Annotated in this window: 29 protein-coding genes and 1 tRNA gene; 20 read left to right on the forward strand and 10 right to left on the reverse strand. The window is 49.5% G+C overall.

The window, feature by feature from the left end:
• Nucleotides 1-23 precede the first annotated feature (23 nt).
• Nucleotides 24-506, forward strand: coding sequence for a PspC domain-containing protein (locus tag IMZ38_RS02355; RefSeq protein WP_193436583.1), 483 nt, complete (start codon nucleotides 24-26; stop codon nucleotides 504-506).
• Here IMZ38_RS02355 and IMZ38_RS02360 read toward each other — a convergent pair.
• From IMZ38_RS02360 to IMZ38_RS02370, 3 genes are all read right to left on the reverse strand, one after another.
• On the reverse strand, nucleotides 472-1,230 hold the full coding sequence (locus IMZ38_RS02360) for an anaerobic ribonucleoside-triphosphate reductase activating protein (protein WP_193436584.1): 759 nt from the start codon (nucleotides 1,228-1,230) through the stop codon (nucleotides 472-474). The genes IMZ38_RS02355 and IMZ38_RS02360 overlap by 35 nt on opposite strands.
• A 50-nt stretch (nucleotides 1,231-1,280) precedes the next feature.
• A complete protein-coding gene (locus tag IMZ38_RS02365) occupies nucleotides 1,281-3,164 on the reverse strand; it encodes an anaerobic ribonucleoside triphosphate reductase (protein WP_193436585.1) in 1,884 nt (627 codons plus the stop codon).
• 119 nt (nucleotides 3,165-3,283) lie between these two features.
• Nucleotides 3,284-3,967, reverse strand: a complete 684-nt coding sequence (locus IMZ38_RS02370) for a 16S rRNA methyltransferase (RefSeq protein WP_193436586.1) — start codon at nucleotides 3,965-3,967, stop codon at nucleotides 3,284-3,286.
• A gap of 81 nt (nucleotides 3,968-4,048) precedes the next feature.
• Between IMZ38_RS02370 and IMZ38_RS02375 the strand changes: the two genes are divergently transcribed.
• From IMZ38_RS02375 to alaS, 17 genes are all read left to right on the forward strand, one after another.
• The gene (locus tag IMZ38_RS02375; protein WP_193436587.1) at nucleotides 4,049-4,381 is read left to right on the forward strand and encodes a ribonuclease P protein component 4; all 333 of its coding nucleotides are present in this window, start codon (nucleotides 4,049-4,051) and stop codon (nucleotides 4,379-4,381) included.
• Nucleotides 4,339-4,626 carry a YhbY family RNA-binding protein gene (locus IMZ38_RS02380; RefSeq protein ID WP_193436588.1) on the forward strand — a complete coding sequence of 96 codons (288 nt, stop codon included), beginning with the start codon at nucleotides 4,339-4,341 and terminating at the stop codon, nucleotides 4,624-4,626. Before IMZ38_RS02375 ends, IMZ38_RS02380 begins: the two co-directional genes overlap by 43 nt.
• Before the next feature lie 63 nt (nucleotides 4,627-4,689).
• Nucleotides 4,690-5,178: a 30S ribosomal protein S19e gene (locus IMZ38_RS02385; RefSeq protein ID WP_193436589.1), complete on the forward strand. Its 489-nt coding sequence runs from the start codon at nucleotides 4,690-4,692 to the stop codon at nucleotides 5,176-5,178.
• A gap of 16 nt (nucleotides 5,179-5,194) precedes the next feature.
• Nucleotides 5,195-5,527 (forward strand): DNA-binding protein, encoded by a 333-nt coding sequence (locus IMZ38_RS02390; RefSeq protein ID WP_013129795.1) that lies wholly within the window; start codon nucleotides 5,195-5,197, stop codon nucleotides 5,525-5,527.
• 9 nt (nucleotides 5,528-5,536) lie between these two features.
• Entirely contained in the window at nucleotides 5,537-5,695 is a 159-nt protein-coding gene (locus IMZ38_RS02395; RefSeq protein WP_193436590.1) for a 50S ribosomal protein L39e, read from the forward strand.
• Nucleotides 5,696-5,705: 10 nt separating this feature from the next.
• A complete protein-coding gene (locus tag IMZ38_RS02400; protein ID WP_193436591.1) occupies nucleotides 5,706-6,005 on the forward strand; it encodes a 50S ribosomal protein L31e in 300 nt (99 codons plus the stop codon).
• Between the two features lie 22 nt (nucleotides 6,006-6,027).
• Nucleotides 6,028-6,711 (forward strand): translation initiation factor IF-6, encoded by a 684-nt coding sequence (locus IMZ38_RS02405; protein WP_193436592.1) that lies wholly within the window; start codon nucleotides 6,028-6,030, stop codon nucleotides 6,709-6,711.
• Nucleotides 6,708-6,971, forward strand: coding sequence for a 50S ribosomal protein L18Ae (gene rpl18a / locus IMZ38_RS02410; RefSeq protein WP_193436593.1), 264 nt, complete (start codon nucleotides 6,708-6,710; stop codon nucleotides 6,969-6,971). The genes IMZ38_RS02405 and rpl18a overlap by 4 nt, the downstream gene beginning before the upstream one ends.
• Nucleotides 6,968-7,447: a prefoldin domain-containing protein gene (locus IMZ38_RS02415; RefSeq protein WP_193436594.1), complete on the forward strand. Its 480-nt coding sequence runs from the start codon at nucleotides 6,968-6,970 to the stop codon at nucleotides 7,445-7,447. The genes rpl18a and IMZ38_RS02415 overlap by 4 nt, the downstream gene beginning before the upstream one ends.
• Before the next feature lie 3 nt (nucleotides 7,448-7,450).
• A complete protein-coding gene (ftsY, locus tag IMZ38_RS02420) occupies nucleotides 7,451-8,335 on the forward strand; it encodes a signal recognition particle-docking protein FtsY (protein WP_193436595.1) in 885 nt (294 codons plus the stop codon).
• Nucleotides 8,336-8,349: 14 nt separating this feature from the next.
• Nucleotides 8,350-8,532 (forward strand): SecE/sec61-gamma family protein translocase subunit, encoded by a 183-nt coding sequence (locus IMZ38_RS02425; protein ID WP_193436596.1) that lies wholly within the window; start codon nucleotides 8,350-8,352, stop codon nucleotides 8,530-8,532.
• Nucleotides 8,533-8,538: 6 nt separating this feature from the next.
• Entirely contained in the window at nucleotides 8,539-9,027 is a 489-nt protein-coding gene (locus IMZ38_RS02430) for a transcription elongation factor Spt5 (RefSeq protein ID WP_193436597.1), read from the forward strand.
• 2 nt (nucleotides 9,028-9,029) lie between these two features.
• Complete coding sequence (locus IMZ38_RS02435) at nucleotides 9,030-9,539, forward strand: 50S ribosomal protein L11 (RefSeq protein WP_193436598.1); 510 nt, start codon at nucleotides 9,030-9,032, stop codon at nucleotides 9,537-9,539.
• Complete coding sequence (locus tag IMZ38_RS02440; RefSeq protein WP_193436599.1) at nucleotides 9,539-10,180, forward strand: 50S ribosomal protein L1; 642 nt, start codon at nucleotides 9,539-9,541, stop codon at nucleotides 10,178-10,180. Before IMZ38_RS02435 ends, IMZ38_RS02440 begins: the two co-directional genes overlap by 1 nt.
• A gap of 9 nt (nucleotides 10,181-10,189) precedes the next feature.
• A complete protein-coding gene (locus IMZ38_RS02445; RefSeq protein WP_193436883.1) occupies nucleotides 10,190-11,197 on the forward strand; it encodes a 50S ribosomal protein L10 in 1,008 nt (335 codons plus the stop codon).
• Between the two features lie 78 nt (nucleotides 11,198-11,275).
• Entirely contained in the window at nucleotides 11,276-11,596 is a 321-nt protein-coding gene (gene rpl12p, locus IMZ38_RS02450) for a 50S ribosomal protein P1 (protein ID WP_193436884.1), read from the forward strand.
• A 139-nt stretch (nucleotides 11,597-11,735) separates the two neighbouring features.
• On the forward strand, nucleotides 11,736-14,465 hold the full coding sequence (alaS, locus tag IMZ38_RS02455; protein ID WP_193436600.1) for an alanine--tRNA ligase: 2,730 nt from the start codon (nucleotides 11,736-11,738) through the stop codon (nucleotides 14,463-14,465).
• Between the two features lie 19 nt (nucleotides 14,466-14,484).
• Here alaS and IMZ38_RS02460 read toward each other — a convergent pair whose 3' ends face one another.
• On the reverse strand, nucleotides 14,485-15,501 hold the full coding sequence (locus tag IMZ38_RS02460; protein WP_193436601.1) for a transglutaminase-like domain-containing protein: 1,017 nt from the start codon (nucleotides 15,499-15,501) through the stop codon (nucleotides 14,485-14,487).
• 120 nt (nucleotides 15,502-15,621) lie between these two features.
• Between IMZ38_RS02460 and IMZ38_RS02465 the strand changes: the two genes are divergently transcribed.
• Nucleotides 15,622-17,031 carry a cytosine permease gene (locus IMZ38_RS02465; protein ID WP_193436602.1) on the forward strand — a complete coding sequence of 470 codons (1,410 nt, stop codon included), beginning with the start codon at nucleotides 15,622-15,624 and terminating at the stop codon, nucleotides 17,029-17,031.
• Between the two features lie 59 nt (nucleotides 17,032-17,090).
• Here the strand turns inward: IMZ38_RS02465 and IMZ38_RS02470 are convergent, their stop codons facing one another.
• Nucleotides 17,091-17,903, reverse strand: a complete 813-nt coding sequence (locus tag IMZ38_RS02470; protein WP_193436603.1) for a hypothetical protein — start codon at nucleotides 17,901-17,903, stop codon at nucleotides 17,091-17,093.
• A 225-nt stretch (nucleotides 17,904-18,128) separates the two neighbouring features.
• Here IMZ38_RS02470 and IMZ38_RS02475 point away from each other — a divergent pair, with 225 nt between their 5' ends.
• Nucleotides 18,129-18,461 carry a hypothetical protein gene (locus tag IMZ38_RS02475; protein WP_193436604.1) on the forward strand — a complete coding sequence of 111 codons (333 nt, stop codon included), beginning with the start codon at nucleotides 18,129-18,131 and terminating at the stop codon, nucleotides 18,459-18,461.
• A 38-nt stretch (nucleotides 18,462-18,499) separates the two neighbouring features.
• Here IMZ38_RS02475 and IMZ38_RS02480 read toward each other — a convergent pair whose 3' ends face one another.
• The 5 genes from IMZ38_RS02480 to IMZ38_RS02500 form a co-directional block, all read right to left on the reverse strand.
• Entirely contained in the window at nucleotides 18,500-19,474 is a 975-nt protein-coding gene (locus tag IMZ38_RS02480; protein ID WP_193436605.1) for a UDP-N-acetylglucosamine--N-acetylmuramyl-(pentapeptide) pyrophosphoryl-undecaprenol N-acetylglucosamine transferase, read from the reverse strand.
• 102 nt (nucleotides 19,475-19,576) lie between these two features.
• Nucleotides 19,577-19,667, reverse strand: a tRNA-Arg gene (locus IMZ38_RS02485).
• Nucleotides 19,668-19,749: 82 nt separating this feature from the next.
• Nucleotides 19,750-20,148: a transcriptional regulator gene (locus IMZ38_RS02490; RefSeq protein ID WP_193436606.1), complete on the reverse strand. Its 399-nt coding sequence runs from the start codon at nucleotides 20,146-20,148 to the stop codon at nucleotides 19,750-19,752.
• A gap of 1 nt (nucleotide 20,149) precedes the next feature.
• Nucleotides 20,150-21,484 (reverse strand): DUF438 domain-containing protein, encoded by a 1,335-nt coding sequence (locus IMZ38_RS02495; protein ID WP_227410905.1) that lies wholly within the window; start codon nucleotides 21,482-21,484, stop codon nucleotides 20,150-20,152.
• A 127-nt stretch (nucleotides 21,485-21,611) separates the two neighbouring features.
• Complete coding sequence (locus tag IMZ38_RS02500; protein WP_413743235.1) at nucleotides 21,612-23,171, reverse strand: ABC transporter substrate-binding protein; 1,560 nt, start codon at nucleotides 23,169-23,171, stop codon at nucleotides 21,612-21,614.
• Nucleotides 23,172-23,244 lie beyond the last annotated feature (73 nt).

Below are 23,244 nucleotides of genomic sequence, written 5' to 3' on the forward strand. Positions count from 1 at the left end.
TATGAGTAAAGTTGTGTGATACCATGAGCGAGATAAGGAAAATCTACAGGTCCAGGAGCGATAAAATCTTATGCGGGGTTTGCGGCGGCTTGGCTTCATACTTCAGGGTAGACCCCACTATCGTGAGGCTTCTATGGGTTGCCGTAACCGTATTGGCTCCTGCTCCCGGATTGATCCTCTACCTTGTAGCATGCTTAATAATCCCGGAGGAGCCTGGTCCTCAGCAACCTCCTGCACCGAGCCAACCACTTCGTTTAGAGCGCACTGTAGACGAGAAGCCTCTTCTAGTGGCAGGGATTATTCTACTAGTGGTTGGAGGCTTAATCATCACTAGCGTGATGGGTGATCTCGTAAAGGATTTAGCCCGATGGTGGGGCTATGTATGGGTTGATGAGAGGCTTAGGGCGCTCGCCGGCGTAATCCTCGTGATTGTAGGGTTGGTGCTTGTTTTAAAGCATCGTGAAAAACCTGTTAAGCCGGCTCCTCCCTCACAGCAATCTTTGTAAAACCATGTTTCCTCAACACATCATTTAGCAAGGAGAGGAAGTCACCGTCTATTGCGCAGTTTTTAACACACCATTCAACACTCCTAGGGGTTGTGACAGGGGGACCCATCAGAGGCTGGATGATAATGACGAGGTTGCTGAGTTTGTGAAGGTGCTTCCCAATAATGGTTAAAGACTCCTCTAAAACCTCAGGCTTAAGAAGCCTGGAAACCGGGATCCTGAGCTCCAAGGGTATGTCGTGCTCTGACACTAGCTTCAGGTTTTCCAGATAGTTCTCCCAAAGCCTATCCGATACATCTGCTGGGAGACCGTACAGCTCACGGTACGGTAGCTTTAAATCGGTTGCAACATGGTCTACGAGGCCTGCCTCCAGGAGCCTATTAAAAGGCTCTTTCAAAGTCATATTTGTGTTCAAGCTTCTCTTAACTCCGAGAGAATCCCCCGCCTCCTGGAAGAGCTTGGACAGGGGCCGCCACTGCAGTAAGGGCTCCCCGCCCGTTACGTGCAAGTAGTCTATGAACATTAGCGATGCTGACAGGCTTTCAACAACCTCGTCAATACTAACCCATCTGCAAACCCCTGGGTCGTTTTCTGCAAGCCTCCAGTTGTGGCAGAAGGGGCATTTCAAGTTGCAACCACAGAGCCAAAGGGTGAACGATACGGAATTGTACACGTCTATCAAGGAGACGTTCTTCCAGCCTGAGGAGTATATGAGCGAGGTCATTAGCGTTCATCTAGAATAGCTTGGTGAAGTTGAAGAGTGAAAAAGAAGAGTTAAAGCCCATAGTGTTTTCTCTGCCAGAACTCCTTCCTCCTGTACGGGTTCCAGTTCCTGAGGGGTCTGTAGTAGCCTATTATCCTGCTCCACACGTCGACATTACCGCTACCGCACTTGGGGCAAGCCCTGTAAAGCCCTGTTACTGTTGCCCCGCAGTCGTTGCAGTGTGTTATAGCGGGGGTGAAGCTCCAGTAGACAATATCGGTTTCCACAATCCTCTTAGCCAGCTTGGCAAGAGCTTCGGGATCCGCTTCCTCTCCCAGGAAGAGATGCATCATTACTCCTCCTGTGAAGTATTTCTGAACCCTTGCCTCAACCTCAATCCTGTCGGGAATGGTCATGGAGTCGGTGTAGTAGGGGGCGACGCTGGTGCTGTAGAGGGGTTCGGCTGGGAGGTACTCGGCTAGCTCAGGGTAGAGCTTCATGTCTTTGAGAGCCAGCTTGGGTGCGGCTGACTCTCCAGGCACTTCCTCCACATTCCATGGGACACCTGTCTCCCTCATCCAACCCCTAGCCCTGTCAGTAGCGAACTCAACCATCCTCCTCATGAGCTCGGCCGCTCTCAACCAGTCCTTCCTATTCCCGTCAAGCCATAGCTTAGGCTCACCCATGAGTATTGCCGATGCCTCGGGAAGCCCTATGATGCCGACAGTGTTGAAGTGGCTTGAGGGAAACTCCTCCATATACTCTGCTATCAACCCGTAGAATCCTGGAGCCTGCTTCAAAATAGAGACATACCTGTTCCTAAACCATTCAACGGCTTCCTTAACCAGCTTAAGCCTCTCCTCGTAGAGCTCCCAGAACCTTGACTCCTCGCCACGAGCCTCAAGGGCAAGCCTCGGCAGGTTGATATCCACAACGTTGACCGAGCCGGTTACATCAGGCATAGCCCAGAGCCCGCCAAACCTCTGCCTCTCAATCCTGCTCCAGTAATCCTCCCTGGCAACCCCGAGGTCTCTTTTAAGAGAGAACTTTGAGCCATTGTTGAAAACGTGTTTCAGCTCGTTCTTATCTATTGCTAGACGACAGCACAGGGCGAAGCTGGCGTCTGGGTCAACCATTCTCGTGTTGAGCCAGTAGAAGCTCCCTCTCTTCGCCGCTACTTTGAATATTAGCTCGTGTAGCTCAGGGTCCTCCCATATCCATGATGCGGTTGCCATGAGGGTTGGGATGGGGAATGTGAATGGTTGTCCAACAGAGTCTCCTTCAAGCAGGACGTGTGAGAGTGCTTTGAGAAACAGCTTCGCCTCCTCCTCATACTCGCCTAAAACCCCTGCGTCCTCCCCGCCGTAAACAGCCCTATCTTCCTCCATCATCTTTTTCGGAGCATCCATGGTTATTGTGAAGTTGGTGAAGGGTGTTTGAAGCCCTATCCTGGTAGGGTAGTTAAGGTTGAACAGTAGCCTCTGAATCTGCTGTTTAACATCCTTGAAGCCTAATCCATCCCTCCTGATGAAGGGTCCTGAATACCATTCAACGCTTGAGAAAGCCTGTGCCCCGGTGAAGTAGTGCTGGGCTGTTATCAAGTAGTTTGCAATATGGTCTACGAGAGTGTCAAGGTGCCTGGCAGGTCTGGAAACCACCGTGGGTGTTCTAAGCCCTTTTCTCAAAAGCCTGCTTATGCTGTGCCCTGTGCAGTAGGGGATGTAGACGCTGTGAGGGAGCTTGTGAATGTATATTAAACCATCCATGTGTGCCCTCGCAATATGCCTGGGGAGAAGCTGGATTGACTCGTACTTGATCTTCTCCTCAAGGAGCCATGCGAAGAAGCTCCCCGGTCCTAAATACCTGTTAGCGTTCTCGTTAACCTCAAGACTATTCCAGGCTATGTACTCCTCCAAAGGATCTTTCACGAGGTTCTCGCTCAAACCAACCTGCATGCGTCCACAACTCTGAATTATCTCTTAGTGTGGTGGTTTAAAAGTTTTTTTCTTTTTATTAAACATTGATCAGTTTTTTAAACAGATAAATAAATAATGATCACATGAATCACATATTATTATAGGATGTTCGCTAGCAACTCAGCCGTTGATATCAGCCTTGATGCTACCACCCACGTCATCAGAGACTCCTCGTATATGGAGTAGCAGTAGTCGGCTGCTTCGAGAGTCTCCTGGCTGAAATCCCCGTGCGGGAAACCGCCGACTCCTATGAGGAGGGCGTTATTTAAGGCTTTCACCACCACGCTTCTAACACTCTCCCTCTCGCACTCCTCTCTGAGAAGTAGGAGTCCTCTTGCCCCCGCGGCTCTCACCAGGTCAGGGAGCCTCATGCTCTTGGCTTGAAGTAGTGGTTCAGGAGACCCTGGTGGAACCTTCCCCTCGACAAGTAGCTGCTCCATCAGGCCTGTGAACCTGTTATAGTTTCTAGGTATTCTTGTAGAGGGATGTATGAATATTGCCTTACCATCGTACGTGTGCACGTATATTTCGAGAAGGCCCTTCTTGTTCAAGGGGCTTTCCAATGCTTCTAGAAGGGTGACGTGTACTATGTCAGGCCTCCCTCTCTTAAACCTGTCGCGGATTCTCAGCATGGCGGAGTAGTGTATGCTCACGTCTAGAAGAGTGTGTGTTGGGGGCTTCCCCCTTCTGGCCGCGTTCTTAACTACTGAAGGATGGTTTGAAATCTCCTTTGGAACGAGCTCTACGCCAGCTTCAAGAATTGCTATCTTCAGCTTCCCCATCGCAACGACCTTGTAAACAATATTTAAGCATTAGCTCAAAAATAGTTTTGATAATGAACTCTTCGAGGGGATTGCTAACTATTGCCCAGGTCCAGGGTGAATGTTTTAAGAGAGATTGCTCGTGAAAGAATAGTGCTTCTATACAAGCTCGCGGTGGAGCAGGCGAGAAAGGGGGATTACGCGCTCGCTAGAAGGTATGTTGAGATAATGCTGAAGATTTCGGCTAAGGCAAGGGTTAAGCCTCCAAGATATATTAGGAGGGGTTATTGTAGAAGCTGTAAGATACCCTTGATCCCCGGGGTTACATCCCGGGTTAGGGTTAGGAGTGATGGGTCAGTATCGAGGGTTGTTGTATCATGCCTTGCATGTGGATGGATGAGGAGGTACGTGGTGAAGACTTCAGGGAGAGGTTGAAGGAGCGTAGGAGAGGTAAGGTTGACATTAGAATTGGGAAGAAGGGTGTGACGGAATCCCTTCTCGAGGAGGTTAGGAGGAGGCTGGAGAAGCAGGGTGTTGTTAAGGTTAAGGTTTTAAAGTCTGCTAGGGCTGAACCAGGTTTCAACCGGGAGGAGTTCGCGGAGGAGGTTGCGAGAGCTGTTGGAGGAGTTCTCAGAGAGGTTAAGGGATATACCTTTATAATTGTGAAGAAGGATCGTTGAAGTCCCGGGTATTAATATTAAAAAGGATTAATCAAATAACAGAGATTTACAGGTGTGGATGCAATGGTTAATGCTTTGGAAGCACCGGCTGAGAAGCTGTTGGAGAGGCTGGCTGACTACATTAGGGAGAATATTCCAGAGGTTAAGCCGCCTTCATGGGCCATGTTTGTGAAAACAGGGTCTCACAAGGAGAAGCCACCGGTGGATCCAAACTGGTGGTATATTAGGGCTGCCAGCATATTGAGAAAGCTTTACAAGAACTCTGCTCCCACCGGGTTGACGGAGTTTAGGAGGGAGTATGGTGGGAGGAAGAACAGGGGCGTGAGGCCTGAGAGAAGCGTTGAGGCACCTGGCAACGCTATTAGGAAGATTCTTCAACAGCTTGAAGCCGCCGGGCTGGTGAGGAGGACTCGGCGGGGAAGGGTGCTTACTCCACAGGGCAAGGCCTTGCTGGACAGGCTTGCGTACGACGTCATGGTTGAGGAGGCTAGGAGGAACCCTGAGCTGGCGAAGTACCTGCCGGAGTCTGCACGGGCTAGGATACTAGGCTAGGTTCAGCGGTGGAATCATGGAGGATTACGGGTACAGCGACGAGGAGTTGGAGGCTATTAGGCAACGGAAGATGATGGAGCTTAAAAAGCGGATGGAGGAAGAGCAGGCCCGTAGGGCTCAGATAGAGGCTGTGATGCGGAAGCTGCTAACTCCTGAGGCTCGTGAAAGACTCAACAATATCAGGCTTGTCAAGCCTGAGCTGGCTGAAGCCCTTGAGCAACAAATAATAGCCCTGGCCCAGGCCGGGCGTATACCTGTTCCCGTTACTGATGAGTTTTTAAAGAAGATTTTATCAGAATTATATGAGCATTCCCGGAGGGAAACACGCATAACGTTTAAGAGGAAGTAGGTGGTGTTTATGGCTCGCTTCAAACACCTGGCTCGCAAGCTAAGGCTTGCCGCGGCTGATAAGAGTAATAAGCCTATTCCAATATGGGTCACTGTTAAAACCAGGATGAGTGTTAGAAGAGGTTTCAGGCTTAGGAATTGGAGGAGGAGTAAGCTTAAGAATATTTAGGTGAGGCACCATGAGCGAGCAGGGTCAGGTTGTTAAAGCCGTTCACGTAATTCCTTTGAGAAAAGTCTACTATGGCAGGAGGGCTAACAGGGCTGACCGCGCGGTGAGGCTGGTTAAGAAGTACGTGGCCAGGCATTTCAAGGAGGCGGAGAAGATTATTGTCGACCCAGCGGTGAACGACTACATATGGTCTAGAAGCAGGGAGAAGCCTCCTAGGAAGGTCGTGGTTGAGGTAAGGCTTGACAAGGAGAATAAGGTTGCCAAAGTTTTTTTGGCTAGAAAAACTGCCACGCCGAAACCATCCGGCTAACCCTTAAAGCCCAGGTGTGAACATGGATATCATCAGGATGAGTTTTTTCGGAAACTCAAACATTGGAGTATACGGGTTCACCAATAACAAGATCATCATCCTACCCCCTGGAATCGGGCGTGACGACTTAGCAGCAATCTCCGAAACCCTTAAAGTCGATATTGTAGAGGCGAGGATAGCCGGCACAATTTTAAACGGGGTCTTCATTAACGGTAACGACAACGGGATAATTCTCCCGCACATTGTTTTCGAAGAAGAGCTCAGCTTGATCAAGGAGAAGGCTAGGGAGCACGAGCTCAGCGTTGAAGTAGTGAGGTCGAGGCACACAGCGCTTGGCAACCTACTCCTATGCAATAATAAGGGGTGTATAACAAGCCCCCTGCTCGAGAGAGAGGCTCAGAAAAAAGTCTCGGACGTTCTCGGCGTCGAAGTGGTTGAGAAGGATTTAATGAAGCTGTCAATACCTGGCAGCCTCGGCGTGGTAAACGATCTCGGCGGCGCCGTCCACCCAGGCTTCGTTGAAGATGATTTTAAAACCCTATTAGATGTTTTAAAGATTAAGGCTGAGAAGGCCACGGTTAACGCAGGAGTACCATATATAAGGAGCGGGGTATTAGCTAATAATAAGGGAATAGTGGTCGGGGGCAACACAACTGGCCCCGAAATACTCAGGATTAAGAGGGGTTTGGGAGGTGAGCTGGAGTGAGCACGGTTAAAACATACCGGGTTAAAGGATACATGCTTATCAGCCATGACAGGCTCCCTACTTGGCAGGTTTTTACGAAAGATGTGAGAGCCGTTAACGAGAGCGACGCGCTCGAGGAGATATACAGCTTGATGGGTAGCAAGCACAAGCTTAAAAGATACCATATAAGAATCGAGAGCATCACTGAGATAAATCCTGAGGAATCCATCGACGTGGTTGTGAGGGAGTTGGCTAGAGCGACGAGGATTGTTAAGCCATGAGCGGTGAGCAGGCGGAAGGCGAGAAGACGATAACGCTGGAGGAGCTCCTGGCAAGAGCCTCAGAGCTCAGGGAGTATATAACTGTTTTATCCAACACTATCAACAACTACGTGACACAGTATAGGGAGCTTCAGCTAGCATCAGAGACTTTGAAAAGCCTTCCCGAAGCGGGAGGAGAAGGCTTCGTAGTCGTTGACAGGCTGTCAAGCGTCCTGGTGCCGGGGATTATCAGGGAGGGATGGACAGGGAGCGTCCTGGTTAACATAGGGTTTGGCTACTACTTGAAAACTAGTAGGGATAAGGCTGTTGAAGTGATAGAGAAAAGGATTGCCAGCGTTAACAGGTTGCTCGACGAGCTTCAAAAAAGGTATAGGGCAGCGCTTGACGAGTACTCTGCTATCCAGGGTATTCTAAACCAGATGTATGCCGAGGCTCAGAAACCCGAGGACTCGGGAGGCCAAGCCACTGGTGGCTAGCTTTTGTTCAAGAAGATTAAAGAAGCTTTTAGAAAGTTTATTGACTCAGCCTCGTCGATAATTTTCTCGCGAGAGAAGCTTGAATCCCTTATTGATGAGTTAAAGCTCGAGCTAGTTGCGAGCGATGTGGCCTACGAGGTTGCAGAAGAGATTTCAGCCAGGCTTTTAAAAGCAGTGGATGAGGGCTTGGTTAAGAGCAGGGAGGATCTTCAGCGCGTCCTTAAGAACATTTTAATAGAGGTTTTCGAGAAAGCGGGTAGTGTCAACCTCCTCGATGTCGCAAGGGCTAACAAGCCCTGCAAACTCGTATTCCTAGGCGTTAACGGAGTGGGTAAGACAACCACTATTGCTAAAGTAGCCGTGCTCTTAAGGGAGAACGGTTTTAAGCCGTTAATGGTTGCTGCGGACACTTTCCGTGCTGGAGCGCAGGAGCAGCTGAAGATACATAGTGAGAGAACAGGAATCCCTGTTTTCACAGGCAAGTACGGTTCTGACCCAGCCTCCGTGGCTTACGACGCCATACAGTTCGCATCCAGCAGGGGCTTTGACGCACTGTTGATAGATACTGCTGGGAGAATGCATGTTGACGTGGATCTGGTTAACGAGTTGAAGAAAGTTGTGAGGATTGTTAAACCCCATTTCAAAATACTCGTGGTGGATGCTTTAACCGGTAACGACGCGATAGAGCAAGCCAGGTTTTTCAACGACGCAGTAGGGGTTGACGGGGTCGTTGTCACAAAGGTTGATGCTTACGAGCAGGGCGGGGTACCGCTTAGTATTGCGTACATACTTGGGAAGCCAGTGATCTACGCAGGGGTTGGGCAGGGCTATAAAGATTTAAAGCCGTTTAACGTTTATGAATACGTCAACAAGATTTTGCCGGATTAGAGAGTTGATGAGTAATGAACCTGAGGGAACTGGTTGAGGCTTGGAGGAAGATACTCTTGCTGGCGACTAAGCCGAGCAGGGATGACTACATGACGTCCTTGAAGCTCAGCCTCCTAGGGCTGGCCCTAGTGGGGGGCATATCCTTTGTGATAAGGATTTTATTCTACACTTTCCTATTCCCCCCTCCAGCCGGGTGAAGAGTTTTGAGCGGGGCAGAGGAAGCAGCAGGCACTGGTAAGATATTTGCTGTGAGGACTACGATGGGGCGCGAGCTGGACGTAGCATTAGTTATCGCGCGCAGGGCGGAGGAGCTTCTAGCCAAGGGCGAGGACCCGGGGATTGCAAGCATTGTCATACCCCCGAACGTCAGGGGTTACGTGTTCTTCGAGGTAGAAAAGCTTGCATCCCTTTACAGGCTTTCATCGGAAGTGAAGTATGTCAAGGCTTCAAGGCCTGTTAAAGTATCGCTCGAGGAGCTGGAGAAGCTGATCATGCCTAAGCCCGTGGTCGAATCCATATCTGTAGGCGACGTTGTCGAGATTATCAGGGGGCCTTTCAGAGGGATGAAAGCCCAGGTTACAGGCATAGATAGAAATAAAAACATGCTTACAGTGAATATTTTAGAAGCAGCTTTCGCGATCCCGATATCTATTCCGAGTGATTACGTGAAGCAGGTTAAGAAGGGTGAGTAGGAATGGCTAAGAAAACCATCAAGGTAATGGTTGAGGGCGGCAGGGCTACTCCTGGACCGCCCCTGGGGCCAACGCTGTCCCCTTACAAAGTCAACATTCCCGAAGTAGTCAAAGCTATAAACGATGCGACCAAGGATTTCGAGGGTTTAACAGTACCTGTTGAAATAACCATAGACGTGGACACGAAGAAGTTCGAGGTTAAAGTAGGCATTCCAACCACGACCGCGCTGCTTTTAAAGGAGGCAGGGGCTAAGCAGCCAACCGGTGACCCGGGCCACCAGAGAATAGGCAACATAACTCTGGAGCAAGCCATAAAAATCGCCATCGCCAAGAAGGAGCAGCTCAGCGCTAAAACTTTGAAGGCTGCCGTGAAAACTATTCTCGGCTCAGCGCGATCCATAGGCATTACCGTCGAGGGTAAAGACCCTCGCGAGGTTCAGAGGCTGATAGATGAGGGTGCTTACGATGAATTGTTTAAGAAGTATGAGAGTGAGTGGGAGGGCGGTGCCTAATGCCGGTTGACACCGAGAAGCTTAAAGCAGCCTTGTCCAAGGCCTTGGAAATGGGTAAGGGGAGAAGGTTTAAACAGACTGTTGAAATGGTGGTTGTTTTAAGAGATATAGATCCCAAGAGCCAGGCTGGGAAGCTCAGGGAGACTGTTACGCTCCCGAAGGGGAGGGGGAAGAGGCAGAAGATCTGCGTCGTAGCTGATGGCGAGCTCGCTGAGAAGGCGAAGTCTGCTGGAGCATTCATGGTGATTTCATCAAGCGAGCTCCAGTCCATAGGTAAGAAGCAGGCTAAGAAAATAGCGAGCACGTGCGACTGGGTTTTAGTCAGGACTGACCTGATGGCGCAGGTTGGACGCATCCTGGGACCGGCTCTTGGTCCGCGCGGAAAACCCCCTGTCCCAATGCCTCCCTCTGCGGATATTTCAACACTTATAAAAAGATATGAGAACTCCGTGGTGGTTAGGACTAAGGAGCAGCCGCAGTTATCCGTTGCAATAGGTACTGAGGACATGAGCGTTGAGGATTTAACAGCCAACGCATCCAGCGTATTATCGCTCCTAGAATCTAAGCTCCCCGCCGGAATGGGCAATGTTGACAGGATATTGTTTAAGACCACGATGGGTCCAGCAGTGGAGGTTCTGTAGGTGGTGGATATGTCAGCAGTAGCTAGAACATACCCCAGGTGGAAGACGGAGCAGTTAGAGGAGCTTGTAGGGTTGTTGAAAACTCACAGGGCTTTCATCATTGGCGATCTAACAGGCGTTCCAGCCAGCCATGTCCAGAGGCTGAGGAAGAAGCTTGCAAAGATCGCGGAGGTCAGAGTTGTTAAGCCGAAGCTTTTCGCAATAGCGCTTGAGAAGGTGGGCATAGACCCCGAGGCTTTCAAGGATGTCTTGACAGGGCAGAACATAGTGTTCTTCACGAACGAGAACCCGTTCGACGTGGCGTTGAAAATACACAACATTGTAACCATGGATTACTACAAGCCCGGGGAGAAGACAGACAAGGAGATCGTAATTCCTGAAGGCAACACTGGAATCCCCCCAGGCCCAATGCTTAGTGTTTTCGGCAAGTTGAAGATTCAGACCAAGGTGCAGGCTAACGTAATACATGTTGCCAAGGATACTGTTGTCGCGAAGCCAGGGGATGTGGTTTCGCCGGAGCTGTCGAGCATTCTGCAGAAGCTCGGTCTAGCGTTGAAGGAGATAAGGCTGAGGCTTAAGGCAGCGTATGACGGCGTATTGATACCTGGTGAAAGCCTTATCCTGAACATTGACCAGTATGTTGAGTTGGTTAAGGCAGCTGGCTTGGATGCTTTGAAGATAGCTGTTGAGCTAGCGCTACCGGAGCCTGAGGTGCTACCGCTAGTGCTGTCCAAGGCTGTTAGACAGGCAACAGCCCTGGCTGTTGAAGCAGGGTATGTCACGCCTGAAACCGTTGAACTAGTGTTAAAAGCTGCCGAATCCAAGGCCCAGGCACTGGCTTACGAGGTCTCAAGGCTCGCGCCGGAGCTTGGGATAGAGGTTAGGGTTGCCCAGCAACAGGTGCAGGAGGCTAAGCCGAAGAAGGAGGAGAAGCCTGCCGAGGAAGAGGAGAAGAAGAAGGAGGAAGGCGTTAGCGAGGAGACTCTTGCAGAAGGCTTAAGCGCACTGTTCGGATAAGGGAAGAGATAGTTTTAAAACACCTCATCATCTATTTAAGATGTGATACATGTTTAATGTGGGAAGAGGTGGTGAGCCATCGAGTACATATATGCGTCACTATTACTCTATAAGGCTGGGAAAGAATTAAGCGAGGAAAACATTAAGAAGGTTTTAGAAGCAGCCGGGGTCGCCGTCGACGAAGTCAGGGTTAAATCCCTAGTAGCGGCTCTCAAAAACATCGATATTGCGAAAGTGCTGGAGCAGGCCTTAGCAGCGCCGGTTGCAGCGGCCCCTGTTCAGGCGGCTCCCGCGCAGGCTCCTCCGAAGGAGGAGAAGCCTGCTGAGGAAGAGGAGAAGAAGGAGGAAGGCGTTAGCGAGGAGACTCTTGCAGAAGGCTTAAGCGCACTGTTCGGGTAAAGCAACGGTTTTTCAGCGTATTGGAAACAGTAAGGAGTTTTCCATCATTAAACTCCCCTATTTAAACAAATCATTCCTGGTTTCAGAATCGATTTAAATTATTCTAACACATAGTATAACCAAGTATTGAGGTGTTTCAATGCCTGGAGAAATAAGTTTTGACTATCTTCGAAAATACGGCTACGAGAAGTATGTTTGCAAGAAGTGCGAGGAAGGCGTGATATGGAGCGTTGTGCCAAGGGATACCTGCCCCGACCGCCCATGCAGTAAGTATGAGTTTCTCTACAAGGACTATAAGAGGGTTAAGCCCCTGAGCCTTCAAGAGGTTAGGGAGAAGTTTATAAACTTCCTGGTCTCCAAGGGGCATGGGGTGGTGGATCCCTACCCGGTTCTAGCCAGGTGGAGGAACGACCTATACCTTAACATCGCCTCAATAATAGTCTTCCAGCCCGCTGTGACAGAGGGTATTGTGGACCCGCCGCACAACCCGCTCGTAATAATACAGCCTTCGATAAGGCTAAGCGATATTGACAATGTTGGCTTAACCTTCGGGAGGCATTTAACAAGTTTTGAAATGGGCGGGATGCATGCTTTCAACAAGCCCGGCAGGATGATTTACTGGGTAGAGGGCATAATTGACAATACTATAGAGTTCTTCAACAAGGAGATCGGGATCGATCTAGAAGACCTTGTTTTCAAGGAGGGGTGGTGGGAGGGAGGCGGTAACGCCGGGCCGGCCCCGGAGGTTCTCGTCGACGGGATGGAGCTAGCCACTCTCGTCCACATGATGTATAAGACCGTTGACGGTAAGTATGTTGAAAACCCTGTCCTAGTCGTGGACTGCGGATACGGTATTGAGAGGATAACATGGTTTACCCAGAAGTCTCCAACAGGCTTCCACGCAATATACGGGAGGTTGGTGGACGAGTACAAGGATGTGTTAGGGGTTGAGGAGCCTCCTCACGAGGTTTTGAAAAAGGCTGTTTACCTTTTAAGCGATAAAGAGCTGAACAGTGTGGCAGAGTATGTTAGAGCTCTCGAGGAGCATGGTTTTAGCGAGCACCTCGCCTCGTTCTCCAAAATAATATATCTGTACGGGAGCCTCGACCACGTTAGAACAATAAGCTTAATGCTCTCCGACGGCATTGTGCCATCGAACAGCGGCGAGGGATACCTGGCCCGCTTGGTTTTAAGAAGGCTTTTCAGAAACCTTGTGAAACTGGGTGTTGAGTCTAACAGGCTTGCAGACATTGCTCAAGAGCTTGTTGACAGGCAGATAAAGTACTGGAGGAACGACTACATCTACGGCAAGTTCGAGAAGCACAGGGATTACATCTTAGACGTGGTCGGCTTAGAGGCAAACAAGTTCGTCGACTCTGTCTACAGGGGTATTGAAATAGTTGACAAGCATTTGAAGAGGAAGAAGGCTCTCGGAGAGGAGGATTTAATAGAGATTTACGACTCCCACGGGATCCCGCCGGAGTTTGTTGTTGAAAGAGCCCGTGAGAAGGGCGTTGAGGTAAGCGTTCCCGGAGACTTCTACTCGAAGATTGCGCAGAGGCACTCCGCCGCACCGTTGGTGAAGGAGAAGGAGCACGAGTTCCCTGAGGAGCTTGCTAAATGGGCGGAAGGCTTCCCGGAGACTGTGAGGGTTTTCCACCAGGATCCATATGTAACAAGCATTAAGGCCAGGGTGCTCGGGGTTCTGGAGAACTATGTCATCCTAGACCAGACCATAATGTACCCGTGGGCTGGCGGGCAGGATCACGACACAGGAGAGTTAGTCTTCAACGGTAAAGCCTACCCTGTGAAATACGTTGGCAAGATAGGCGGCGTAATAGTGCACGAGCTCTTCGAGAAACCAGGGTTCAGAGCTAGCGATGAGGTAGAGGTTAGGATAGACTGGTTTAGAAGATACAGGCTCATGCGACATCACACGGCAACACACGTTGTTCTCGCAGCTGCGAGAAGGGTTCTCGGAGATCACGTATGGCAGGCTGGTGCTGAGAAAACCGTTGAGAAGGGCAGGCTTGACATAACTCATCACAAGCCGTTGACGAGGAAGGAGGTTGCTGAGATAGAGGAGCTGGCTAACAAGATTATTGACAGCAGGATCCAGCTTAGATTCCACTACATGGGCAAGTTCGAAGCCGAGTCCAAGTACGGGCTAAAGATATATCAGGGAGGAGCTGTCTACTCCCCTGTTCTAAGAATCGTTGAAATACCTGGATGGGATGCGCAGGCATGCTTCGGCACACACCTGTGGAACACTTCCGAAATAGGGGGTGTTAAAATAATTAACGCTGAGAGAATCCAGGACGGCGTGATCAGGCTCGAGTATGTTGCTGGGACAAGGCTTGTTGAACTAGCAAGGAGCATGGAGGAGGAGAAGGAGAAAGCGCTTGAGGCAATGGGCTCCACTCATAAGGATCTAGTCCTAGCAGCCGGCAAGCTGAGGGAGAGCTTGAGCGAGCTCGAGGAAGCTGTCGCCACCTATAGAAGAGTATTGGCTGACGCCCTCGTTTCAAACGCTTTAAACACTAAGAGAGTTGTCTGCGGTGTTGAAACCACGATGGTAGAGATACCGGTCAGGGATGAAAAACTCGTTAAAACAGTCCTGGAAGACCTTTCACTGAAGCATAAGACCCTGGCAGTAGTTTTCACGGGAGATATGGTTGAGATCGCGCTAGACCCTGGAGAGGCGGCTGAGAAAAGAGTCAACCTGTTGAAGACCGCTGAGGCTTTGAGAAGCCTGGGGGCTAAGGGAGGAGGGCGCTCCGACCACATCACCCTGAAACTAAACGGCGTGGCTGTGGACAAGGTTTTAGAAGCCGTAGAGAAAACCATCTGTGCCAGTGGTAAGCAGTGAAAACATGCTGAAAACTACCTTACTTTTTAAGATGAGCGTCAACATAGCATTCTAGAATGTATGGCTCGTGGCTAACGTCCCAGGGAGCATCCCTAACGCCGGCCATAAGAGGATCGATTAACAACCATATACCCGTCTGTGCATTCTTCAAACCGGAGAAGTAGCTTATTCTTGAAGTCCTCGTGTTGAAGACTAAATCATACTTTTGCACGGCTTTCAGCAGGTTGTCGGGGTCCTGGTTGACGAAGACTAGTGCTGCCGCATGATCAACCGCCCCGTCACCGTTAGTGTCCACGAGACCTATTACGGCGTCTAAGCCGATAGACTCGTAAAGAGAGGCAATAAGCACTGCGAAGTCATCGCAGTCTCCAGCCCCGATCCTCAGTGTTTCTAGAGGAGATGCTACATACTCGAGACCGTTTGGATCGCTAACGTATTTAACGTTGACGCCTACCCAGTGTCCGATAGCCATTATTTTGAAAACCGGGTCATTTATGTCGACCGGAACTATTGCTTGAAGCAGGATTGAAACCTGCACACCCGTGCGGAGGAGCTTGTTAGTTACTCTTAAAACGTATGTTCCTGTCGCAGACGCGTTGAAAGAGTATGAGGAGTTGTTTGTCAATTGTGAGTAAATAAGGCTACCTCCTGGACCGTATATTTCAATAAGTACGTTATATATTGTTGCAATGATGTTAGTTTTGATGGTTGCACCGGAGGTTGCGTAAAAAGAGATTGTAAGCGCTCTCCCACCCGGTATGTAGTAGCTTGTATTCTCTAAGACTATGTTAGGGTTGCTATAGTTTTCGAGAATGCTGATAGCATGCTCACGTAGCTCAGGGCTGAAGCTCGTGATCGTTGAGAGATGCTTCTCCCTGAACAAGTCACACACGCTTCCCTTAGTAGTTTGCACCAGTGTTGTGGGTAGAATAGTTGAGTATAGAGCCCAGCCAGCGGCTAATAGCAATACAACCACGCCAAGTACAACTATTGTTCTGTGATTGGAAGCCCTCTTTTCAGCACTCTCCACCGCCACCGGTAGCACCAAGTGTACTATAAGTTTTCTTTCAAAAAAGCTTAATCTGGCACGAGTCCTGCGAACAGCGTGCGGCGAAATATTTAAATAGCTTATCCCAGCATTAGTAGGCGTGGGCTCATGCCCGAGGATGTAAAACCGGTTGGCTATGTGGAAAACGAATCTCTTCTACCAATACCTTCAGATAAGAGGCTCTACGGTATTGGAACATTCACCTGGATGATGTTCAGCATGAACGTCTGTATCCCACTGTTCTTCCTCGGATCCATAGGGCTTCAACTAGGGCTCAGCGTTACCGAGGTTGCTCTCGGAGCATTGCTGGGGAATCTTGCGACAACGGTGATATTGTTTCTCAACGGTCTTCCAGGGGTTAAGTATGGCATACCTTACCCTGTGCAGCTGAGGCCTAGCTGGGGTTTTAAGGGCTCTAAAATACCGGTGGTTCTCAGGGGGATTGTCGGGGCTGGGTGGTACGGTATTGAAGCATACAGTGGCTCGCTAGCAATACTGATGGTTGCCCTGTACATTCTCGGATATGCTGGGAGGGATCCTGTTGCAATAGCTTCGGCAGCGTTCCGCTACGTTGTCTTCGTTGTAGCATTATACGTTGCTTTCGCAACGATCGTGACGGCTAAGGGTCTTGGGATGATTGCCAGAGTGGTTAACGTGACCGGGCCGTTGCTCCTGGTTTACTTCATATGGCTGACCCTGCAGCTGTCGACTCAGCAAATCCCTGAGACCGGGGGTGGTGGGGCAGGCTTGTTCCCCCGAAGCTTCGCACTATACCTGGCTATTCAAACAAACTTCTGGGCTACTATGAGCCTTAACATATCCGATCTTTCCAGAGGGCTTTACGCTGACAAGAGAGGTTTAAGGGCGTTGATTATTGGCCCGTTAACGGGGATTGTGTTAACGGCTGTGGTAGCATCGATACTGGGTTACTACTTGACTATGTACACCGGGTATTCAACACCACAGGAGATAATACTTTACACTGCGCCAGGGGTTATAGCGATAGTCCTTGGACAGGTCTTCGCGTCCCTAGCTCCATTCAGCACTGATATCACGGCAAACATTCCAGCACTAGTGAACATTCTAACATCATGCTTCAAAATGAAGTGGCGTAGCGCGGTCGTGATAGCGGGCTTCATAGGCTTCCTGCTCGCCCCATGGTGGGCTGTTGAGAAGGGCCCAGACATCATCAACTATGTTTCAGCATTCACTAGCAATTACGGGCTGATCCTGGGGCCCATAGCAGGAATCATGATAGCAGACTACTACTTGGTTAGGGGGAACTATGATTTGCGGAAACTATACATGAATGGTCCCGAGGGCTACTGGTATGGAGACGGGTACAACAAGGCCGCTATCCTAACATACGTGATGTCTATAATCATCATATACGCCATCAGCTACGTGATGGGCGATATAACCATCGTAGGAGGCGTACCGTTTCCGACAAGCCTGAGCTGGTATATAGGAGTGGTTGTTGCAACCCTACTCTACTTTGCAATAACTAGAAAGCATTGATTTTTTCCATCAACACTTTTCCTTGGTTCCTGGTTTAAGAAAAGAGTAGGGATGGTGTGTTATCCGCGATAGCTTCTATCTATCTTCGCAACGATTTCAGGCAGCTCCAAGTACAGCATCAGGAAGGATAAGGGGATTAGAGCTACGGTGAGCGACATGAGGCTGGCAACCCACAGCGTTGGAGACTCGAACGCCTTGTCTAAACCTGCGAGAAGTATTGAGAAGCCGATGCTTGAGAGCATGGTTAACAACACCCCGGTGACCATGGTTAACACGGTGGGTGGGAAAACCCGCGCTGTCGTGAAAGATGCGATCCCAAGCAGGATCAGCAGGCCACCGATCAACAATCTCATCTGGAATGGTACTGATTTACAGTAGTCTGAGTCACCAGGACCCACCGTGCATGAAAGTGCTAAAGCTATTCCGGTGAAAGCAAGCATTAGCCCTGTTAGGAAATAGTTGAAAGCACCTATCACCATTGCGACCAGTCCTATGGCCGATATAGTAATCCCCAGCTTCATGTATTGAACAAGCTTGACGCTTGTAACGAACTCCGGGATTAACTCGGCAAGCTTGCTAAGACTATCTTGCAGGCTTTCGTCAACCACCTGCATGAATATGGTGAGCCCTGCCACGAGCAGGAATACACCCATAATCGCTACGTCAACATGCCTATCTAGCGAGGCTTTAAAGAAGCTTAGCCTTATGGAGAAAGCACCGGTCTCCAACGCGCTTAACAAGGGTGGTGCCAGAATGGTTAAGGCAAACCCGGTTACAACCATGCCGATTGAGATGAACGCTATCAGCGATACTTCATGTATTTTCTGAAGCGAACCCATTAATGCTTCAACCTTAATCGACCCGTCACTCATTTTCTCCCCCTGTCAGAAATCCGGCGGGAACAGGTTAAAAGCAAGGGAGCACCGCTATACGCGGTGAATAGGCTTAATTCGGCAATACTGTTGAATCTTAGGATGGGTTACATAGAAACACGCCAGGCGTTTCCACAACGACAATCTCCATTATTTTAAAGGCTTGAACCCTTACAAGTCAAGCTTATCACTGGTTTTAGCAGAATATTCATATGAGGGGGAAAGATGGGGTATGCTGGAGGAATACTCGTAACATTCCTGTTGTTAATAGTGATTGGATGGATACCTGTGATAGGGCCGATTCTAGCTGGAATAGCTGGGGGGATCGTCGCTAAGAAAGGGGCTGGTGGAGGCTTCCTAACAGGCTTCATAGGGGGATTATTCGGGGGAATATTGCTCACCATTATTCTAACAGTTCTCGGCGGGTTGCTGGCGGGAGTACTGGGAGCCTTAATAGGGTGGGTCGTGGGGTTTGCCTTCATTATTCTCCTCGTGTTCACAGCCGTTCTCGCAGGCATTGGAGGATTGATAGGTGGAGCCATAGCTGGTGGGAAATAGTGTTTGTGATTAGGGTTGGTGAAGAGTTTATTCATGACTCATGTTTTTAAGCAATCCCTTAATATGAATTCTGAAGCGTTCCGAGCCCCGTTCTCGTATAAAGGTTTTTCAAGCTTGGCGGCTTCCTGTAAAGCAGCCTCTAGATTACCAGGAGTTACTTGGTCTATGAAAACCGCTTTCAGCTTGGATGCAAGCATTTCAACGTCTTCTCTAGGATAGAGCGGTGAATGCCTTTTAGAGTAGACTATCACTACGGGTTTCCCATACGCGAGCCTGGCGGTGACGGCGGTCGTGCCCGGGTGGGTGACAACCACTGATGCCCCTGCAAGCCACTTGTGGAAGTCGTCAACATGTTTGAAGAAAACCCAGTGAGGCTTCCTGGAGATGAAGGGGGTGGGATCTATGTCGCCAGTTTGAACAACCACTTTCTCAAAGCTAAGTCTTACCACGGCTTCGAAAACCTCTGATGATCCCAGTGTTCCAAGAGTTACCAGCAAATACCCTTCGTCACTAGGCTGGTGGAGTGCGGGCTCGTGTAAAGGTCCAACAACGATTCCATCATCGTAAAGCGCTTTTTGCTCCTCCCAGTGGAGGAGAACCTTGGCTCCCAGCATGTGAAGGATTTTAACAGCTTTAGCAGGCTTGGAAAACCTGTTAACATCTTCAACAACGTACACCGGCGTGCCTTTAAACAGCTTAAGCCATGCTGAGGCGGGTATGGAGAAGTTGGAGCCAGCAGCGAAGACGAAATCATACTTCTCCTTGACAAGCCATGCTGTGCTGGCAAACCCTGCCAGCCACCTGTGGATTCCACGGTGGAAAGGCTCCAGCGGCTTTCGAGGGAGGACGGCGTAACGCAACTTCCCCAGCCTGGTGAACTTCTTGGACAGGTGCTCGTAGCCTTTTGGAAGCAATATGTCTAATTCCACACCATGCTTGGCAAGCTCGTAAGCCGCTGAGAAAGCATAGCCGGCGTGTCCCCCGTACCCAGCGATTACAAGACCTCTCAACATCCACCACGCTGTCAGGTATACTTATCAGGACACTGTTAAAAATCACTGTCTTCTTAAGAGGAAACGGAGTAGCTGGGGCTTGAGGCGTGGGAAACCTTGAAGCGGGCCCGCGGGGATTCGAACCCCGGGCCTCCGGCTCTCCTCGGAGCCTACTTAGAAGGCCGGCGCCCTATCCTGGCTAGGCAACGGGCCCGCTTCAATCCTGTTTAATAGTGTTTCACGTTTTATATTTTTAACCTCAATTTTACGGCCTCAGAACCTGCGACGTCTCAAAGTTATTTGATGGCTTCGGCGAAGAGCGTGGGGCATATGTTGCAGGTAACCGGGTTTACGGTTTCATCAACCAATTTATGTAGCCCGCAAACATGCTTGTCGGCCAGGGTTTTCAGCACAACCTTGTTAACCTCTATTTGAAGACTGACTCCTTCAAGCTCTCCCCGGGCTATTTTCTCGGAAACCTGCTCAACCCTCTCCATGATCCCTGGGTTTTTCGAAACATCGAGGAACATGCCTCTCTCTCCTTTCATATATCTTGAAACCAGGGATGGTGAAACCCCTAACTTCTCCGCTATAGCTATGGGTGGAATATTCTTCTCTACGAGCTTCAGCACTATGAGTCTTTTAATCGAGGGTTCAACATACCGGTATGCTAGCTCGAAAATGTTTTTAGGCAAACTACAACACCACTATCTTCTTCATGATCTCTTCAGGATTATTCAATACTTCGGTGAAGTCTTCCACAATCTCTGCAACGCCGAGTAGCTCCCCGTCAGGCTTTCTCACAGCTACGAGTAAAACCCTTATGATCCTGTCCCCAAGCCTCGTCCAGAAAACCCTGTATTTCTCCCTGCCCGTTTTCAAGGCTTCAACATTTCTTGCAACATACTGCTCAAGCCTGGGAGGGTGGCAGTATTCAAGCCTGCGCCCAAGAATGGTTTTTGCGCGAGGAAATCCTCCTGAAACACTGCTCTCGCTGAAGAATCTCACCCTATTGTTCACGTCAGCGTAGGTGATCTCAAGTGGGAGGGATTTAAACAATGCCTCAACCTCCTCACGCGAGAGGAAGCCTGTTTCAAACTCAAGATCGCCTTCTCTCACTACAGAGTAGTCATCTGGTTGAAAACTCGTAGAGCCGATAACACCCTTCACCTCCTCAGGAAGTCTTTCAGCCTGCTCAGGGGTTATCTCCGCAACCACTTGATACGGATACTTCGGCTCCTCAGACGGCGTCCACTCATGCTTATCCTGCTTCACGAAGAAGCCTAGTTTTCCAGCCACTTTGTCAACCCCTGCCCACTCACCTTCCGATAAAAGAACCCATAGTGCTGGGTAGAGGATTTTGTTCTCACGGAACACTAGGTCAGCGATATCCCTTGAGAGCTGTGTAGCAATCTCCGAAACCTTGGCGTACTCCTCGCTTAACGGGTTCACAACAACCTTATCGAGCAAACTCAGCAACTCCCTTATCTTTACAATAACCTGGTCCTCCCTACCCCATAGAACCCTGGGAATAGCGTAGATGCCTCTCCTCTCCAAGTAAGGGAAGAGAACCATCTGGTTCTTCCTGTAATGGCTTCTCAGCTGGTTCTTCGCAATAGTGATCAGTGATTTAACGTTTGCTAAGGCTTTTGAAGCATTTTCGGCATCACCATTCTTCAAGGCTTGGGCTAAGAGGCCTGCGTAAAGGCCGAGGGCTTCCGAAGTCTTCAATATCTCATCGTTCTCGGAAATTAGCAGGTCCAGGGGATGCCCCTTGGGAATGTCTTTGAGCTCCCTGGATGCGAGGACGTTTTTGAATAAATCCAGGTGGATATCACACATCTTCAATATCTCGCTTACGGATACGCCTTCCCTGACGAGCTCCTGTTCAACCGTGACTATTTCAAAGGGAGTAATCTGTGATAGAATATGCGAGAACTCCTTCCTCAACTCCTCATAGCTTTCTCCTTCATGGATTCTTTTAAGCAAATTCTTCACGATTTCTACCTTCTCCTTGCTAACATGGTTCAAGGTTTTCACCAAGATGTGGTATTGTTTCATCCCTTTTTAAATTTGACACGTGTCAATTAGCAGAAAATTCTACAAGCTAGAACACTATTCAACAGGAAAGAGGGTTTTGTAAAAAAGGCTTGAAAAATTAGGGAACTGTCTTGTAAATCGTGTAGTACGGCATTAGCATAGGCGGCCCTATCAGAATCCCGTGCACATTAGTATTGTAGACTATCATAAGGTTTCCTTGCAGTAAAGGTATGAACGGGACTTCCTCTGCAAGGATGTTCTGAACCTGCCTGTAGAGTTCAATTCTCTCGGACTGATTAACTAGTACTTGAGCCTGATTCAGTAGCTCGTCCACCGTTGGGTTGGAGTACTGCGAACCTGTCCACTTGTTAGCACCTGTCATCAGGAATGGCGTCAGGAAGTTGTCCGGGTCTATGTAGTCAGGATACCATCCGAACAGGCTTAGCATCATCCTGTTGTTCCTGGCGTTGTCAACATACGTGCTCCACTCAGCACTCTTAAGCTGGACGGTGATCATTCCCGTAGCCTCTAGCTGGTTCTTTAGCAAGGTGGCTACGTCAGCCTCCGTGTCACCATAGTGGGTGGGCGTGTACCATAGCTCGATCACCAACTTGTTCTCCTCGCTGAACCCTGCTTGCATTAAGAGATCCCGGGCGAGAGTGATGTTTGGGCCTGGGCCATATGCCTCTTTGAAAGCATCTACGTGCCCCCACATTCCAGCTGGAACCAGGCTGTAGAGCGGGCTCATGGTGTTGTAAAAGACTGTTGACGCTATTTCAGTCCTGTTTATCGCAGCGGCTATGGCCTTCCTCACCAGGACGTTGTCAACTGGGGACATTTTCACATTAACAATTATGTACCTTATGAACGTGCCCGGGATGCTCTGGACTACAAGGTTCGGCTTCCTCTCCAGGTCAGTGTAGTCTTGAGGCCTCAAGGTTCTCCAAGCAATGTCGACCTCGCCGTTCTCCAAGGCAAGCCTTAGGGACGTAGCATCCCTGTAAAACTTGACAACAATCTCCTTAGTCTTCGGCTTCTCGCCATGATAGTACGGGTTCTCCCTTAACACTATGTACTCGTCACGCTTAAACTCTGCAATGCAGTAGGGTCCGGCCCCGCCCCAGGTTGCATCGCTCACTATCTCGTTGGGATAGCTCGGGTGTACTGGGAAGTATGGAGGCGTCGCGGCTACGGCTAAGAAGAAGGCTGCAGGTGTTGCCAGCTCAAATCTTACAGTATAGTTGTCCAAGGCAGTAACGTTCGAGACAAAGTCTGTGACGAGCCACGCAGGGTCCCCGTTAATAGTCATCACTCTTTCAATACTTCTAACAACATCATCGGCAGTGAGCTTTCTCCCATCGCAGAATGAAACATTCTGCTTCAACTTGAAAGTCCACACAGCACCATCCTCTGAAACCGTCCAGCTTTCCGCGATACCGGGGATAAGCTCATCTGTGCCGGGCTTATACTTGACCAGGCCTTCCATCACGTTGGTTAGTATTTCCCACGTGAAGAAATCGTAGGCGTTTGAAGGGTCGAGATCGGTTACTTTATCGGTAACTCCTATGACAACCCTTTCAGCCAGAGCAGGCTGTGCTGGCTGCGTGTATACGTAGATTAATACTCCCGCGGCGATAATTATAAGTAGGAGTAATACTATTATTATCTTTTTATTCAAATCCCACACCAATAGTTTTTACAGTTCCATTTAATTTATAAATTTAACCCTCTATAACTTGTTAAAGATTTGA

It is taken from the genome of Thermosphaera aggregans (genome assembly GCF_014962245.1).
Taxonomy (GTDB): Archaea; Thermoproteota; Thermoprotei_A; order Sulfolobales; family Desulfurococcaceae; genus Thermosphaera; species Thermosphaera chiliense.